General features: G+C 60.0%; 16 protein-coding genes. 13 read left to right on the forward strand and 3 right to left on the reverse strand.

Going from position 1 to position 15,315, the window contains the following annotated elements; all coding sequences use genetic code 11:
* Positions 1-49: 49 nt before the first annotated feature.
* The gene (locus B3C38_RS03505) at positions 50-1,033 is read right to left on the reverse strand and encodes an alpha/beta hydrolase (RefSeq protein ID WP_055210134.1); all 984 of its coding nucleotides are present in this window, start codon (positions 1,031-1,033) and stop codon (positions 50-52) included.
* A gap of 102 nt (positions 1,034-1,135) precedes the next feature.
* Entirely contained in the window at positions 1,136-2,536 is a 1,401-nt protein-coding gene (locus B3C38_RS03510) for a Gfo/Idh/MocA family protein (protein ID WP_286725385.1), read from the reverse strand.
* Positions 2,537-2,631: 95 nt separating this feature from the next.
* On the opposite strand from B3C38_RS03510, the gene lnt reads away from it, so the two are divergent.
* The 3 genes from lnt to B3C38_RS03525 all read left to right on the forward strand — a co-directional run bounded on the left by lnt (position 2,632) and on the right by B3C38_RS03525 (position 6,426).
* The gene (gene lnt, locus B3C38_RS03515; protein WP_286725388.1) at positions 2,632-4,218 is read left to right on the forward strand and encodes an apolipoprotein N-acyltransferase; all 1,587 of its coding nucleotides are present in this window, start codon (positions 2,632-2,634) and stop codon (positions 4,216-4,218) included.
* Positions 4,219-4,233: 15 nt separating this feature from the next.
* Positions 4,234-5,523, forward strand: coding sequence for a bifunctional folylpolyglutamate synthase/dihydrofolate synthase (locus tag B3C38_RS03520; protein WP_286725390.1), 1,290 nt, complete (start codon positions 4,234-4,236; stop codon positions 5,521-5,523).
* 135 nt (positions 5,524-5,658) lie between these two features.
* Positions 5,659-6,426 carry a TlpA family protein disulfide reductase gene (locus B3C38_RS03525; protein WP_117507848.1) on the forward strand — a complete coding sequence of 256 codons (768 nt, stop codon included), beginning with the start codon at positions 5,659-5,661 and terminating at the stop codon, positions 6,424-6,426.
* Between the two features lie 45 nt (positions 6,427-6,471).
* On the opposite strand, the gene B3C38_RS03530 is transcribed toward B3C38_RS03525, so the two are convergent.
* A complete protein-coding gene (locus B3C38_RS03530) occupies positions 6,472-6,777 on the reverse strand; it encodes a DUF3467 domain-containing protein (RefSeq protein ID WP_055202132.1) in 306 nt (101 codons plus the stop codon).
* A 194-nt stretch (positions 6,778-6,971) separates the two neighbouring features.
* Between B3C38_RS03530 and B3C38_RS03535 the strand changes: the two genes are divergently transcribed.
* The 10 genes from B3C38_RS03535 (at position 6,972) to yidD (ending at position 15,255) form a co-directional block, all read left to right on the forward strand.
* On the forward strand, positions 6,972-7,646 hold the full coding sequence (locus B3C38_RS03535) for a LysE family translocator (protein WP_117507850.1): 675 nt from the start codon (positions 6,972-6,974) through the stop codon (positions 7,644-7,646).
* Positions 7,636-8,334, forward strand: a complete 699-nt coding sequence (gene cmk, locus B3C38_RS03540; RefSeq protein WP_055202128.1) for a (d)CMP kinase — start codon at positions 7,636-7,638, stop codon at positions 8,332-8,334. The genes B3C38_RS03535 and cmk overlap by 11 nt, the downstream gene beginning before the upstream one ends.
* 37 nt (positions 8,335-8,371) lie before the next feature.
* Positions 8,372-9,238 carry a 4-hydroxy-3-methylbut-2-enyl diphosphate reductase gene (locus tag B3C38_RS03545; protein WP_172678676.1) on the forward strand — a complete coding sequence of 289 codons (867 nt, stop codon included), beginning with the start codon at positions 8,372-8,374 and terminating at the stop codon, positions 9,236-9,238.
* A 139-nt stretch (positions 9,239-9,377) separates the two neighbouring features.
* A complete protein-coding gene (locus B3C38_RS03550) occupies positions 9,378-9,848 on the forward strand; it encodes a hypothetical protein (protein ID WP_055202124.1) in 471 nt (156 codons plus the stop codon).
* Positions 9,841-11,505, forward strand: a complete 1,665-nt coding sequence (locus B3C38_RS03555) for a S41 family peptidase (RefSeq protein WP_286725402.1) — start codon at positions 9,841-9,843, stop codon at positions 11,503-11,505. Before B3C38_RS03550 ends, B3C38_RS03555 begins: the two co-directional genes overlap by 8 nt.
* Before the next feature lie 9 nt (positions 11,506-11,514).
* Complete coding sequence (locus tag B3C38_RS03560; RefSeq protein WP_286725404.1) at positions 11,515-12,693, forward strand: sensor histidine kinase; 1,179 nt, start codon at positions 11,515-11,517, stop codon at positions 12,691-12,693.
* The gene (locus B3C38_RS03565) at positions 12,690-13,763 is read left to right on the forward strand and encodes a DUF4271 domain-containing protein (protein ID WP_286725406.1); all 1,074 of its coding nucleotides are present in this window, start codon (positions 12,690-12,692) and stop codon (positions 13,761-13,763) included. The genes B3C38_RS03560 and B3C38_RS03565 overlap by 4 nt, the downstream gene beginning before the upstream one ends.
* 38 nt (positions 13,764-13,801) lie before the next feature.
* Entirely contained in the window at positions 13,802-14,662 is an 861-nt protein-coding gene (locus B3C38_RS03570; protein WP_286725408.1) for a uroporphyrinogen-III synthase, read from the forward strand.
* A 7-nt stretch (positions 14,663-14,669) separates the two neighbouring features.
* Positions 14,670-15,038, forward strand: coding sequence for a ribonuclease P protein component (locus tag B3C38_RS03575; protein WP_082426542.1), 369 nt, complete (start codon positions 14,670-14,672; stop codon positions 15,036-15,038).
* Positions 14,995-15,255 carry a membrane protein insertion efficiency factor YidD gene (yidD, locus tag B3C38_RS03580; RefSeq protein ID WP_018697015.1) on the forward strand — a complete coding sequence of 87 codons (261 nt, stop codon included), beginning with the start codon at positions 14,995-14,997 and terminating at the stop codon, positions 15,253-15,255. The genes B3C38_RS03575 and yidD overlap by 44 nt, the downstream gene beginning before the upstream one ends.
* Positions 15,256-15,315: the final 60 nt, after the last annotated feature.

Consider the following 15,315-nt stretch of genomic DNA (forward strand, 5'->3'; position numbering starts at 1 on the left):
CCCGCCTGTTTGAGTACAGCCCGGCACAATTCCCAATGCAGCCCCAATCCTATTTTTCCAGGTAATCCCGCAATACGGAGCCAACCAGCCGTATCAGCGTGCGCGTCGGATGCAATGCGGCGAACCCGTTGAGCATTCCCCAATCGTGTACCACACCGTTGAAGCGCACGGTCGTCACTTCGACGCCCGCCTCGTCCAGACGACGCCCCATCGCCTCGCCCTCATCACGCAGGATGTCGTTCTCGGCAACGGCGATCAGCGTCGGAGGCAATCCCCGCAGCCGTTCGGCAGAAGCACGCACGGGCGACATGAGGTCGTTGCCGCGCTGAGCCGGGTCTGAAACGTACTTGCCGAACATCCATTTCATCAACGGCGCGGTCAGGAACCGCTGGCGGCCGTATTTCACATACGAATCCCAGTCGTACCCCGCATCGGTCACGGGCCACATCAGCACGAGCGTGCGCAGCCGCGGCCCGCCGTGATCCTCGGCCACGAGCGCCGCCGCAAGCGACATGTTACCGCCGACGCTGTTGCCCGCCAGCGCCAGCCGGCTGCCGTCGACCCCGATCTCCCGGCCGTTTTCGGCCACCCATTTCACTGCGGCATACACCTCCTCGACAGCCTTCGGAAAATGCGCCTCGGGCGAAGGCGTATAGTTGACGAATACCGCCGCACAACCCGACTCCACGACAAGGTCGCGCACCAGCCGCCTGTGGGTGGGATAGTCGCCCAGCACCCAGCCCCCGCCGTGAATGAACACGAACGCCGGAAGATGCACGCGCCCCGCCCCCGAAGGGCGGACGAGGTTCAGGCGCAGCGTATACCCTTCGCTTTCGACCGTCCGTTCGGACTCCTCGATGCCCGACAGATCGACATGCACGGCCGCCTGCACATCGGTCAGGACGCGACGGGCCTCCCCGACCGGCAACGATTCGACGGGAGCGCCGCCGTTCAACACTTTCAGATAAGCTTTGGTTCCCCGCGACAGGTGGTCGTCCTGCAAATAATCCGGAGCTTCCTTCAGATGATCCATAACAAACCGTTTTAAAGTTTATGACACGGACTGCAAAGGCGCTGCCACAAACGAAAAAAGCCGGACGAAATGTCCGGCTTTTCGGTATGTCATAAGCGGTTTTTACTGTGCCATGGCATGACGGAACCCGTCCACCTTGTCCCAGTCGCCGCGCGTGAAGTCGGGCACGGCGACCGGCATACTGTTGTGTTCGAGCGACGCCGCGGTCAGCGACCCGATGCACGACCATTCGGCAGCGTCGTAAACGTCCTGATCGAGCGGCAGGCCATGCTGCAGGCAGTAAACGAGGCGATAGTCCATGATGAAATCCATGCCGCCGTGGCCGCCCACGCGGCGGGCCTTCTCCTCGATGTCCCGGGCGATCGGATGCTTGTAACGCTCCATCAGCGCCGCCTTCGCCGCCTGGGGGATGAACGAATGCTCGCTCAGATTCTCGTGGTCGGGAATCTCCTCGCCGGCGATTTGCTCGGGACGGAACGCATAGCCCTCGACAGGGTATTTATTGGCGAAGCCCTCGGTGCCCGTAAGCTGGTACATGCGGCTGTAAGGACGGGGCGTATAGACGTTGTGTTCGAGCAGAATCGTGCGTCCCCGCTCGGTCTTGATGAGCGTCAGCGTCTGGTCGGCATTGGCGAAGGTCTCGGCACCCATCTTCTCCTTGGCGAGTTTCAGGCCGTTGACCGACTTGGTATCCATCGCCACGAGGTAATTCATCTTGTCGCCGCGGTGGATGTCCAGCAACTGGCAGGCGGGGCCGAGGCCGTGCGTGGCATAGACGTCGCCGCGGTGCGACTGGTTGAAGTCGAGGCGCCAGTTGCCCTGGTAATAATCCCAGTAGGGTTCGAGGTTATGAATATAGGAGCCTTCGGTGTGGAGTATCTCGCCGAACAGCCCGTGCTGGGCCATGTTGAGCGTCGTCAGCTCGAAGAAGTCGTAGACACAGTTCTCGAGCATCATGCAGTGGCGCTGTGTCTTCTCGGCAGTGTCGACCAGTTGCCAGCACTCGTCGAGCGACATGGCGGCTGGGACTTCGACGGCGACATGCTTGCCGTGCTCCATGGCATAAACGGCCATCGGGACGTGCAGCTGCCACGGGGTGCAGATGTAAACCAGGTCGATGTCATCGCGCCGGCAAAGTTCCTTCCACCCCTCCTCCCCGCTGTACGGGGCGGCGGCCGGGAGGTTATGTCCGGCGAGGATCTCCTGCGACTTGTCGACACGCTCGGGGTAGAGGTCGCAGAGCGCCACGATCTCGACCCCGTCGATATTTGCGAAGCGTTCCACGGCGCCCGGGCCGCGCATACCCAACCCGATGAACCCTACGCGTACGACCGGGATCGGGTCGACCGTCAGCCGCAATACGGAATGCTGGCCCTCGGCGCGGGCCGGGACGTCGAATACGATCACGCCGTCGACGATGCTGTAACCTTCCTTCGGCGAGGTGCTGCAACCGCAGAACAATACGGTCGCCGCCGAGAACAATAAAAAGGCAAATTTCTTCATTATATCCGGGATATTTAGATGTTTAGACAAAAGTATGAAATATTTTGAAATCTGCGCTCATTTGACTACTTTTGCCGACGTAAAAATCACACACCATGTTTCGTAGATTAGCGGCGGTAATCCTCTCGGTCGTCCTGCTCTCACCGGGCTGGCTCGGCATGACGGGGCTCACGCTGCCCTTCGCCATGATCCCGCTGCTGTGGATCAGCGCATCGTACGACCAGACGCGCCGCTCGTGGTGGCGCATGTTCGGCTGGGCGGCGCTGACCTTCGCGCTGTGGAACATCTCGACCGTCTGGTGGATATGGAACGCCACTCCGGTGGGGCCCGTGGCCGCGACGCTCGCCTCGACGACGCTCAACATGATCGCCTTCATGTTGTTCCACACCGTCTCGAAGAAAGGGCCGAAGGCTCTGGCATACACCTTACTCATTGCCGGGTGGATCGCAACGGAATACTGGTATACGGTCGGCGAATTCTCGTGGCCGTGGCTGATCCTGGGCAACGGGTTCTCGCACGACGTATGGCTCGTACAGTGGTACGAATACACGGGTGTCTTCGGCGGTTCGCTGTGGGTGCTGCTCTGTAATATCCTCTTCTTCGAGGCGCTGCGGGCACGCCGCAGCATCGGGCGGTGGATCCCGGCCGCGGGCGTCCTGCTCCTTCCGGCCGCCGTGTCGCTGAGCATCTGGTGGAGCTGGGAGCAGCCCGACGAGGGGACGGCCGAGGTGAGCATCCTCCAACCCAACGTCGACTGCTACGACAAATTCAACGGCCGCGCCGACTGGCAGGAAGATAACATCACCGACCTTCTGGCACAGGTGCCCGCCGGGGCGCAATTCATCCTGCTGCCCGAGACTGCCGTCCCGGGGCATTACTGGGAACCGGGTCTTTCGGAATTCCGCCCGGCCGACGAACCGGGCATGTTCTGGCAGGAACTGACCGACAGCCTGCGCCGGTCGCACCCCGGGGCGCTGCTCGTCACGGGCGCCAACACCCTGCGTTATTATGCCGCCGGGGTACAACCCCGCACGGCACGCAGGGACGGGTTCGGCGAAGGTTACTACGACGTATTCAACACGGCCGTAGGGCTCGACTCCGCAGGCCGGATGCAGCTGCACCACAAAGGCAAACTGGTGATCGGCGTGGAAAATACCCCGACACTGCTCTTCGACATCCTGCAATTCCTCGTGATCGACCTGGGCGGCGTCGTGGGACAGATCGGCATGGGCCAGCACGGCACGGCCTTCGAACACCGGGGCATGAAAACCGGCCCGGCAATCTGCTACGAAGGACTTTACGGCGATTTCTTCGGCGATTTCGTGCGCCGCGGGGCGCAGTTCATGGCCATCATCTCCAACGACGGCTGGTGGGGCGACACGCCCGGCTACAAACACCTCTTCACGATCTCGCGCCTGCGCGCCGTCGAACACCGCCGTGCCATCGCCCGGTCGGCCAACACCGGCATGTCGGGCTTCATATCGGCCCGCGGCGACATCGGCCAGACGCTCGGCTGGGAAAAACGGGGCGTGCTCACCGCGGCCGTGCCCCTCAACTCCGAACTCACCTTCTACACCCGGTACGGCGACTACCTGGGACGCATCTCAGAATACCTGATGCTGCTCTGTGTGCTCTACTACATCGCCTACCGGGCCAAGAAAAAGAACCACCTCGTAAAATAAAACCCGAAACCCGATATGAATTACACCCAGACCCTCGAATTCCTCTTCCAGTCGCTGCCGGCCTTCGAAACCAAAGGCGCAACGGCCTACAAGCCGGGATTGGAGCGCATCACCGCATTCTGCCGCCACATCGGCAACCCCCAGCGCAATTTCTTCACGATCCACGTGGCGGGCACAAACGGCAAAGGTTCCGTATCGCATATCATCGCCTCGGTATTGCAGCAGGCCGGCTACCGCACGGGGCTTTTCACCTCGCCCCACCTGCAGGATTTCCGCGAACGCATCCGTGTCGACGGCGAGATGATTCCCAAACAGAAGGTCGTGAACTTCGTGGACAAACACCACGACAAGATGGTCGAGCTGGAACTGTCGTTCTTCGAAATGACCGCGGCACTGGCTTTCGACTACTTCGCACAGAGCGACGTCGAGGTCGCGGTGATCGAAACGGGACTGGGCGGACGACTCGACGCCACGAATATCATCGTACCGGTCGTAAGCGTCATCACCAACATCGGGCTGGAGCATACGGCGCTGCTGGGCGACACGCTCCAGAAGATCGCAGCCGAAAAAGCCGGGATCATCAAGAAGAGCATCCCAGTCGTGATCGGCGAGGGCGACCTGCGCTACAACGACGTGTTCGAGCAGGTCGCTGCGGCCAACAAATCGAAAGTCATCTATGCCGAAAAGGTATTCTCGTGCCAAGAGTGCGGTTGCCGGGAAGGGCGGCAGCACTTCTGCATGCACCGCATGCGCGACGACCGCAAATTCGAGGTAGACCTCGACCTTACGGGCAATTACCAGCGCCATAATATCCTGACGGCCGCGGCGACGGTCGATTTCCTGCACGAGGAGACCCCGCTGACGATCTCCCGCCGTGCCTTCCTCGAAGGGACGCGCGATGCGGCGGCCATCACCTCGCTGGCGGGACGCTGGCAGAAGCTGGGTGAAAATCCGCTCGTCGTCTGCGACACGGGGCACAACCCCCACGGCATCGCCTACGTGGCCGAACAGCTCAAAGCGACGCCCCACAAGGAGCTTTACTGCGTGATCGGGTTCGTCCGCGACAAAGACCTGGCACACATCCTGCCCCTGCTGCCGCGCGACGCGCACTACATCTTCACGCAGGCACAGACCGAAAGGGCATTGCCCGCCGCCGAACTGACAGCCAAGGCTGCGATCTACGGGCTCAGGGGGGAAACCATCCCCGAAGTGCCGGCCGCCGTGGCACACGCCCGGGAACTTGCCGCTGCGGACGATATGGTCTTCATCGGCGGCAGCACCTATGTCGTCGCCGAAGCGCTCTGATACATACGATATTCAGAACCCGTATAAAGTCCGTCCGAGTGTCTCGGACGGACTTTCTTTTGTCATCGCGAATAAAACTATAAAAAATAGTTTCATGTGAAGATTTTTTAGTTATATTTGCAGAAAACCAATCGCATGAAACGAATCCTTCCGCTCCTGGCGGCCATGATCGCATTGACAACCGTACTCCCCGGCAAGGCGCAAACCGGCAAATATTACATCGACGGACGGGAAACCACCCGTGAAGAGCTATTGAAGCTACCCGCGGGTACAATCGAATCCATGGCGAATTCGGTGGAAAACGGATTGCCCGTAGTGCGTATAAAATTAAAACCCGAAGGCGGGGAACAGGCTCCGGCCACCGGGCAACAGGAAAAAAACACTGCGACCCCGCATGAAAAAGCGATGCAACTGGTACGAGGAATCTACGAGCAGCACACCCTGCTCAAGGAGGGCGACCTGGCGGCCGATTTCCGGGCCGCGAAATATGCCGGAGGGGATCTCACGCTTACAGCCCTGCGCGGCAAAGTCGTGCTGCTGAACTTCTGGGCTACCTGGTGCGGCCCCTGCCTGCGGGAACTGGCGCCGGAAGCCCTGCCGAAAATCATTCTCGAACGGTTTGCCGCAGACAGCGAATTCGTATTCCTGCCGGTCGCCTATACCGATTCGAAAGAGAGCCTCGACAAGTTTTTCGCAGGCGACGAACAGCATAATTACGCTTATCTGCGCGACCTGACGGCAATGGATCCGGATAAACGGGTATTCGGCCTTTATGCGGAGCAGGGCGTCCCGCGCTCCTTCGTAATCGACCGCAACGGCCGCATCGTCCTCGGGTCGCTGGGTGCGGCACAGGAGGAGCTGGAACGCATAGCGGCGGCTATCGAAAAAGAACTTTCCAGATAACGGATAAAAACAGCCCGGCCGAAAAACGGTCGGGCTGTTGCGATTTTAAGCTTCACCCATCTTGGGACCCGTTTCGGGAACCGGCGGAGGAGTGGGTATTTCGATCTTGCCCACATTGCTTTCATAACGCACGATATTCTCCTGCAGCGAACGCAACAGCCGTTTGGCGTGTTCGGGCGTGAGGATAATGCGGCTCTTGACGCGGGCTTTCTGCACGCCGGGAAGCACCGCGGCAAAATCGATAATGAATTCCGAGGTGGAGTGGGATATGATCGCCAGGTTCGAATAGTGGCCCTGGGCCACCGTATCGTCGAGTTCGAGGTCGATCCCGAATTGTTTCATTTCTGCCATAGGCCCGCGCTTGTTGTTTCTGCAAATTTACCGACTTTCGACTGTCAGTATACAACTCTGCGGCCAAAGTTTTCGATATTTTATCAACATATCGGCCATTTCCGACAATCGGCCGCGCCCTTTTTTCACCCGGCCTTGACGGATGTCCGAGGTTTTTCGTATCTTTGTTGCCTGAAACTCCGCAACCGAAGAAAATGGGATTGGAAATCTTGGACATTATGTTCCGTGGCATCTGCGTAGGCGTGGCGGCATCGATCACGGTAGGCCCCGTGGCCGTGCTGTGCATCCAGCGCACCCTGTCGAAAAGCCGTCGTTCGGGAATCGTCTCCGGCCTGGGCGTAGCCTGTGCCGACACCTTCATGGCCATGGCAGCGTTGTTTTTCTACTCGATGCTCCAGACCCAGATCGAACAGTACAACACCCTGCTGCGCGTGATAGGCGGCATCTTCGTGGTAATCGTCGGCGTCTACATCTTCGCCCAGAACCCCGTACCGCAGATACGCCGCAACCGGGCGGGCAAGACGTCGCTGTGGCAGGACTTCGCCTCGATCTTCGGGCTGACGATCGCCAATTTCATCATGGTGATCCCCTACATCCTCGCCTTCTTCGCGGTATTCAAGATTTCGGGCGGCGACATCACGCACGAAGGCGTGGGAGGCTTCTTCCGCGCCATGTTCATCATCGCCGGATTCTTCGGCGGCGCCGCAGCCTGGTGGACGATGCTGGCCTTCGTCATCAACCTTTTCCGCCGCCGCTTCCGCCCGCGCCACATGCTGACGATCAACCATGTCGCCGGCCTTATCATCGGGATACTGGGTATTTACACGATACTTTCAACATTCTTTGATATATTCCCCAATGTCGGATAACAAACACAAGATCATAATCGCCATCGACGGCTTTTCGTCGTGCGGCAAGAGTACGTTCGCCAAAGCCATCGCCCGCGAGCTGGGTTACATCTTCATCGACACCGGTGCCATGTACCGCGCCGTCACGCTCTATGCGTTGGAACACGGTGCGATCCGGTCGGGCATCGTCGACGAGGACGCAGTCGTCAGGCTGCTCGACCAGATCGCCATCACGTTCCGTTTCAACCCCGAACGCGGTGCCAGCGACATCTACGTCAACGGCGACCTGGTCGAAGGCAAGATCCGCACGATCGAGGTGAGCAACTGCGTGAGCCGCGTGAGCGCCATCGCCGCAGTACGCAGGAAACTGGTGGCCATGCAGCAGGAGATGGGGCGCCGCCGCGGCGTGGTGATGGACGGCCGCGACATCGGCACGGTGGTTTTTCCCGATGCCGAACTGAAGATTTTTATGACGGCCGACCCGCGGGTTCGCGCCTGCCGCCGCTATGACGAGCTGCGCGCCAAGGGAGACCCGGTGTCGCTCGAGGAGATCGAACGCAACGTGCGCGAGCGCGATAAGGCCGATATGGGGCGTGCGATATCGCCGCTCAGGCAGGCCGAAGACGCCATCGTACTCGACAACAGCTGCATGACGGTCGGCGAGCAGATGGCGTGGTTCAGGAAGGAATTCGAACAAGTTACCAGATAGAAGCACGGATCGCCGTGCGCAGGGCACAGTGAAAGGGTTGCGAATAGAGATCGATGACAAATCGGGCTTCTGCTTCGGCGTAGTCCGGGCTATTTCGGAGGCCGAGAAAGCCCTCGCCGAGGGGAGTACGGTCTATTCGCTGGGCGACATCGTCCACAACCGCATCGAAGTGCAGCGCCTCGAACGGCTGGGGCTGCGCACCGTAACCCACGCCGACATGCCCGCACTGGGCGGCCGGCGGCTGTTCATCCGCGCCCACGGGGAACCGCCCACGACTTTCGCGCGCGCGAAAAAGCTCGGCATCGGGGTGATCGACGCCACCTGCCCGGTGGTCGCCCGTTTGCAGAACCGCGTGGTGAAGGCACACGAACAGATGCACCCCGTCGGAGGACAGGTTGTGATCCTCGGCAAACGGGGCCATGCGGAAGTCGTGGGGCTCACGGGACAGGTGCAGGCACCGACCATCGTCATCGAAGGCGAGGAAGACCTCGGCCTGATCGACTTTACGCGGCCGGTCTATTTCCTGTCGCAGACGACCCAGAGCATCGCCCTGTTCGAGGCCCTGGGTGCCGAGATGCGCCGCCGGGCAGCACATCCGGACGGGGTGCGGATCGATGACACGATCTGCCGGCAGGTATCGAACCGCGAACAACACCTGGCAGAATTCGCACGCCGCTTCGACGTGGTGGTGTTCGTCTGCGGGCGCAAGTCGTCGAACGGCAAGGTGCTCTCGGAGGTGTGCCGCAGGGCGAACGCCCGGACACATACGGTCGAGGAGGCCGCCGAGATCGACCCGGCATGGTTCCCGGGTGCCGAGTCGGTCGGAATATGCGGCGCCACGTCGACCCCCAAATGGCTGATGCAGGAGGTTGCCGACCGCATCGGGCAAATTGGGAGAAGATGATAAACAGAAAAACGACCGCATGCAACAAGCCCCTCCCACAGAAGAGGTTTAGGATGAGGTCAAAATTGCAAACGGCGCCGGCGGCGGCTACGACCGACAACGGCATTGTAACGATACAAATCCAACAAAAATCACTGTTATGAAATACTTCATCCGCTCGTTAAAATATTTCGTCGCCCTGTGCGTTATCTGTGTAGCCATCCTGGCCCTGATGCTCGCAACGGGGACTTCGGCACTGACCCTCGACCAGACAGTCTACGTAATGTTCCACACCAGCCGTTACGCGACGCTGTTCGCGGCAATCGTGGTGCTTGCGGCGCTATACCCGAAATTCGGGTTCGTGGTGCGCAAGGTCGAAGGCGACGTGGAGGAGAACCGCGAACAGATCATCAACGCCTTCAAGTCGGCAGGCTTTTCGCTGCGCGGAGAGGAAGACGGGGTGATGACATTCCGCGCCGACGGCCCGCTGCGCAAGCTGATGCTGCTGGGAGAGGACGAAATAAAGGTTTCACAATACGGACAGTGGATTCAGATCGACGGCATACGCCGCGGCGTCGCCCGGGTCGAATACCGGCTGGATTCGTACATACAAATGAGTAAACATGATTAGGAAAGGATACAGATACCTGCTCACGGCCGTCATTGCGGCCTCGGCGGCAGCCCTTTTGACCTTTGCGGCCCGCAACGACTTCGGGCTGGGGCGCAACATGGAGATCACGGTCAATATGATGCGCGAACTTTCGCTCGGCTATGTCGACCCGGTAGACCCGGACAAGCTGATGGAAGGTGCCGCAGAAGGCATGGTCAGCGACCTCGACCCCTACACGGAGTTCATCCCCGAAGACCAGATGTCCAACTTCGAGCTGCTCACCACCGGTAAATACGGCGGCGTGGGTTCGCTCATCCGCAAGAAAGGCGACTGGGTAACGATCGCCCAGCCCTACAAGGGATCGCCCGCCGACCGCGCCGGGCTGAAGATCGGCGACAAGATCCTCGCCATCGACGGCAAAGATGCCAAGGGCTTCACCACCGAGCAGGTCAGCTCGCGCCTCAAGGGAGACCCGGGCAGCAAGGTCAGGGTGACCGTCGAACACCTGACGGGCGGCACCGAGACCGTCACCCTGCAACGCGAACGGATCGCCATTCCGGGCGTACCCTACGCGGGATGGGTGGCCGAAGGCATCGGGTACATCCGCCACAGCGATTTCACCGAAGGTTGTTACGAGGATATGCGGGCGGCCATCGAACGGCTGCGTTCGGAGGGCGAACTGAAGGGGCTGATCCTCGATTACCGCAGCAACGGCGGCGGCATCATGCAGGAGGCCGTGAAGATACTGGGGATGTTCGTCCCGAAAGGCACCGAAGTGGTGAGCACCAAAGGCCGCACGGAAGATTCGCGCCGGGTATACCGCACCGAATCGGAACCGATACTCCCGGACTTGCCGCTGGCGGTGCTCGTCAACGGCAACTCGGCATCGGCATCGGAGATCGTGACGGGAGCGTTGCAGGATCTCGACCGCGCGGTCATCATCGGCCAGCGCAGCTACGGCAAAGGGCTCGTGCAGACCCCGCGCCCGCTGGGATACAACGCCATGCTGAAGCTCACCACCGCCAAATACTACATCCCTTCGGGACGCTGCATACAGGCCATCGACTATTCCCACTCGCAGGAGGGTACCGTTCGCTCGGTACCCGACTCGCTCATCTCGGAATACACGACCCGCGCCGGACGCAAGGTCTACGACGGGGGCGGCATCATGCCCGACATCCGCACCGAACCGGAGTACATCAGCCGCTTCGCCATGACGCTCTATGCGCTGGGATTCATCGAGGATTTCGGGGACGAATACGTACGCCGGCACCCGGGACAACAGATCGACATCCGCACGTTCTCGATCACGGACGGTGATTACGCCGAGTTCGCCGAGTTCATGAAGGACAAGGAGGTTCCCTATGAGTCGGATACGCGGCGGGCACTCAAGAAACTGCGCGAGGCTGCCAAAACGGATCGCTTCGAAGAGGTGGAACAGCAGATCGCAGCCATCGACTCGACGCTCCGGGACGACACGGCGACCAATCTTGAAACCTACCGCAAGGAGATCGTCGAGTCGATCAACAACGACATCGTACTGCGCCACGGCTATTCGGAAGGCGTCATCGAGCATTCGCTTCCCGACGACGGGGACGTGCTGAAAGCCATCGAAATACTCGGCAACAGGCAGGAGTACGCGCGGATCGTCACCGAGCAGGACACCCCGCGTAAATAAACACAGGCCATGAAAATCCGCCGCGACATATTCTCGTTCCGCAACCGCGTGGTGGTCATCATCGTGGGGGTATCCCTCGGCATGGTGTCGCTGCTCTACACCAACAACATGGCCAAGCGCCTGAAGGAAAAGGAGCAGCACGACGTGGCACTGTGGGCCCATGCGATGGAACGTGCGAACCGCAACGTGATGGGAGGCTCGATGGAAGACCCGCTCATCACCGACATCGTGTCGAACGGCAACAACATCCCGTTCATCATGACCAACGAGAACCTGGAGGTACTCCAATTCCACCTGGTTCCCGAAAAGATCATCGACCACCCCGACCGGCTGCGCAGGCAGATCGACAAATTCACGGCCGAGAACACCCCGCGCACGGTGCGCTTCTGGTGGTCCAACGACCACTACCACATCATCTTCTACGGGCGATCGGCACTGCTCAAATCGCTCTACTACTTCCCCTATGTCCAGATATTGGTCATAACGGCCTTTATCCTGCTGGGGTTCATCGCATTCCGGTCTTCGAAACACGACGAGCAGAACCGGGTGTGGATCGGGCTGGCGAAGGAGACGGCACACCAACTGGGTACCCCCACCTCGTCGTTGCTCGGGTGGATCGAATACCTGCGCTCGCAGGACGTGGATCAAAGCGCCGTGGAGGAGATGAACAAAGACCTCACGCACCTGATGAAGATCGTCGACCGCTTCTCGAAGATCGGCTCCGAAACGCCCCTTACCCCGGCCAACATCAACGAAGTCGTGGGCGAATCGGTCATGTATTTCCGCAAGCGCATCCCGCGCAACGTGACGCTCGACTATAACGGGCTGGCCATCGCCCCCGTGCAGGCCAACATCAACGCCGCACTGTTCGAATGGGTGGTCGAGAACCTGATGAAAAACTCGCTCGACGCCCTGCAGGGGCACGGGTCGATCGACGTGCGCATCTCGTCGGACGACAAGAACGTGATGATCGACGTCAAGGATACCGGCAAGGGCATCCCCAAGGGGAACTGGAAGCGTATCTTCGAACCGGGATTCACGACCAAGACCCGTGGCTGGGGGCTCGGGCTCTCGCTTTCGCGCCGCATCGTGGAGGATTACCACCAGGGGAAGATCGGCGTGACGGAATCGGAGATCGGCAATGGCACGACGATCCGCATCACGCTCAAACGTATATTCGAGGAATGACCGACACGCTGAGACATACCGTGCCGGTTCCGCTGCCCCCAACGCAGGAATCCGGCGTTGCGCCGATACACGGCACCGGGGGTTCCGCCACGCCACAGGCCGCGGCCCCGTCCGGGGATTCCGTACCGCATCGCCATGCAGGTATGCCCGCGACGCGCCCGGGGGACTCGCCCGCAGCACGGACGCTCCAGGCACAGTCCCCGACGGACAATACGGGAAATACGACCTCAGGCGACACGCTCGCCGCAGACAGTGCCGCGGACGGCGAATTTCCGTTCCTCCCCTTCGGCGACCCGTTCCCGGAGCTGCCGGCAACGCCCTGGCACGACGTCCCGGCCGCGGAGGTCTTCGGCACGGCATCCGTGCTGGTTCCGCAGCAGCCGATATATTCCGCCCGGGCGGAGTCGCTCACCGAAAATCCCGTTTTCCAGGGTTTCGTGCTGTTGCTGGCCGCAACCTATGCCATGCTCCTCTACCGCAATCTGGAAGATGTGCGCCTGCTGCTGACACGTGTTTCGCGCGACAGGGCCACGGGAGAACGCCTGACCGAAGACCCCGGCGGCAGCGGGTTTTCGCGCTTCCTGAATATCGCCACGACGATCGGCATGCTCTTCATGGGGGTCATGGTCGTCAAATACGGGGATTCCCTGATGCCGGGACGCCTGACCGAACTCCTTCCGCACGGAGCCGTGCTGGCCCTGAGCCTGCTGGCGACGCTTGCCTGCATGGGGGTGGTGCTCTTCCAGCTGGCAACCGTAAGGATGGCCGGGGCGGTAACGCTTTCGCAGCCCTTCATCTCGCAGGTCATCCTGCTGAAACGCACCTACTTCACCCTTGCCGTCATCGTCACGTCACCCGTACTCCTGCTCTTCGCCCTCTGTCCCCGGGGTACCGGAGGCGTCTGGTTCTGCATCATTGTCATCGAGTTGATCGTAACGGCTATCTTATACCTCAGGGAGGTGCTGAACCTGTTTATTTCCAAAAAAGTTTCGATTTTGCATTGGATTTTGTACCTTTGCATCGTGGAAGTCTTCCCGGTCAGCCTGTTATGGCTGCTCGTGGCAAGGTGATTCAGTGATTGAAGAACAACGTAAAACTTAGGTCAGCATTGAAAGTTAAAAAAGTATTGGTTTCGCAGCCGAGGCCCGCAGTTATAGAGAAGTCCCCGTTCTACGAATTGTCCGAGAAATACAACGTAGAGATCGCCTATAAACCTTTTATACGTGTCGTGGGCGTATCCCTGAAGGAGTTCCGTGCCCAGCGGGTCGAGATACTGACACATACGGCCGTTATTTTCACGTCGCGCACGACGGTAGACAGCTTTTTCCATATCTGCGAGGAAGCCCGCATCACCGTGCCGGAAACCATGAAATACATCTGCCAGACGGAAGCCGTGGCACTCTACCTGCAAAAATATATCGTTTACCGCAAACGCAAGATTTCGTTCGCCGACGGATCGTTCACGTCATTCATCGAACTGATAATCAAACATAAGGACGAGAAATTCCTGCTGGCGCTGAGCGAGCCCCACAAACCCGAGCTGCCCGAGACGCTTGCCAAGCTCAAGCTGGCGGTAGACCCCGTCATCCTGGCACGCACGGTGGCTTCGGAACTCGAAGACGTACAGCTTACGGATTACGGACTGCTGGCGCTCTATTCGCCTTCGGACGTCAAGACCCTTGCCGACAAGTTCGGCACCGAAAACCTGCCCGCCGTGGCGGTATTCGGTGAAGGCACGCTGCGCGCTGCCCTTGCGGCAGGCATCACGGTACAGGCCAATGCCCCGACCCCGGTGGCCCCGTCGATGGCCAAGGCCGTCGACATCTATTTGCAGAAGGTTCATAAAGGCGAGGAGATAGAACCTGTAGAGTTGGTTACCGATACGGAAAAAGAGGAGTTCATCCGCAGCCAGCAGCATAAACTGGCCAAAAAGAGCCGCACGCGCCGCACTGCCGAACCCCGCAAATAAAATAGCCATGCCCGACTGCTCGCTTCCCCGCACGGAACGGCTCCGTTCGCTCGGTGCCGTGCGCCGCATGTTCGAGAGCGGGGAGAGCGGGTTTATCTTCCCGTTCCGGTACGTCTGGTTCGCCGAGGCCGACGAGATACCTTCGGTCGAGGTATTGTTCTCCGTGCCCAAGAAATTCCACAAGCGGGCCAACAAACGCAACTTGCTGCGGCGCCGTATCAAGGAGGCATACCGGTTGCAGAAACAGACGTTGAAGAACGGCAGCCCGGCGAACCTCGACCTGGCGCTGATCTACTCCTCGAAAGAGGTGCTGCCCTATAAAACCATTCAAAATGCAGTCCGCCGGATTCTGGAAACAGTCGTGGAACACCTTTAAACGCATCTGCGCCCTGCCGCTGATCGCGTTGGTGAAGTTCTACCAGCTCTGCATCTCCCCGTTCACGCCTCCGTCGTGCCGCTTCACGCCGACCTGCTCGCAATATGCCCTCGAAGCACTGCGTAAATACGGGCCGTTGAAGGGGCTGTGGCTGACGCTCCGGCGGCTCGCACGGTGCCATCCGTGGGGAGGCAGCGGTTACGACCCGGTACCCTGAACCCGCAGGAAGACAAAGCCCGAAAGGCACAAATGCTGCCCGGGACAATAAAAACATCCG

This window comes from Alistipes sp. UBA1686, from assembly GCF_002320215.1.
Classification (GTDB): domain Bacteria; phylum Bacteroidota; class Bacteroidia; order Bacteroidales; family Rikenellaceae; genus Alistipes; species Alistipes onderdonkii.

Excerpts from the sequence above, each read along its gene's own strand:
- B3C38_RS03505 (WP_055210134.1), bottom strand. The coding sequence starts at position 1,033 with ATGGATCATCTGAAGGAAGCTCCGGATTATTTGCAGGACGACCACCTG.
- B3C38_RS03510 (WP_286725385.1), bottom strand. The coding sequence starts at position 2,536 with ATGAAGAAATTTGCCTTTTTATTGTTCTCGGCGGCGACCGTATTGTTC.
- lnt (WP_286725388.1), top strand. The coding sequence starts at position 2,632 with ATGTTTCGTAGATTAGCGGCGGTAATCCTCTCGGTCGTCCTGCTCTCA.
- B3C38_RS03520 (WP_286725390.1), top strand. The coding sequence starts at position 4,234 with ATGAATTACACCCAGACCCTCGAATTCCTCTTCCAGTCGCTGCCGGCC.
- B3C38_RS03525 (WP_117507848.1), top strand. The coding sequence starts at position 5,659 with ATGAAACGAATCCTTCCGCTCCTGGCGGCCATGATCGCATTGACAACC.
- B3C38_RS03530 (WP_055202132.1), bottom strand. The coding sequence starts at position 6,777 with ATGGCAGAAATGAAACAATTCGGGATCGACCTCGAACTCGACGATACG.
- B3C38_RS03535 (WP_117507850.1), top strand. The coding sequence starts at position 6,972 with ATGGGATTGGAAATCTTGGACATTATGTTCCGTGGCATCTGCGTAGGC.
- cmk (WP_055202128.1), top strand. The coding sequence starts at position 7,636 with ATGTCGGATAACAAACACAAGATCATAATCGCCATCGACGGCTTTTCG.
- B3C38_RS03550 (WP_055202124.1), top strand. The coding sequence starts at position 9,378 with ATGAAATACTTCATCCGCTCGTTAAAATATTTCGTCGCCCTGTGCGTT.
- B3C38_RS03555 (WP_286725402.1), top strand. The coding sequence starts at position 9,841 with ATGATTAGGAAAGGATACAGATACCTGCTCACGGCCGTCATTGCGGCC.
- B3C38_RS03560 (WP_286725404.1), top strand. The coding sequence starts at position 11,515 with ATGAAAATCCGCCGCGACATATTCTCGTTCCGCAACCGCGTGGTGGTC.
- B3C38_RS03565 (WP_286725406.1), top strand. The coding sequence starts at position 12,690 with ATGACCGACACGCTGAGACATACCGTGCCGGTTCCGCTGCCCCCAACG.
- B3C38_RS03575 (WP_082426542.1), top strand. The coding sequence starts at position 14,670 with ATGCCCGACTGCTCGCTTCCCCGCACGGAACGGCTCCGTTCGCTCGGT.
- yidD (WP_018697015.1), top strand. The coding sequence starts at position 14,995 with ATGCAGTCCGCCGGATTCTGGAAACAGTCGTGGAACACCTTTAAACGC.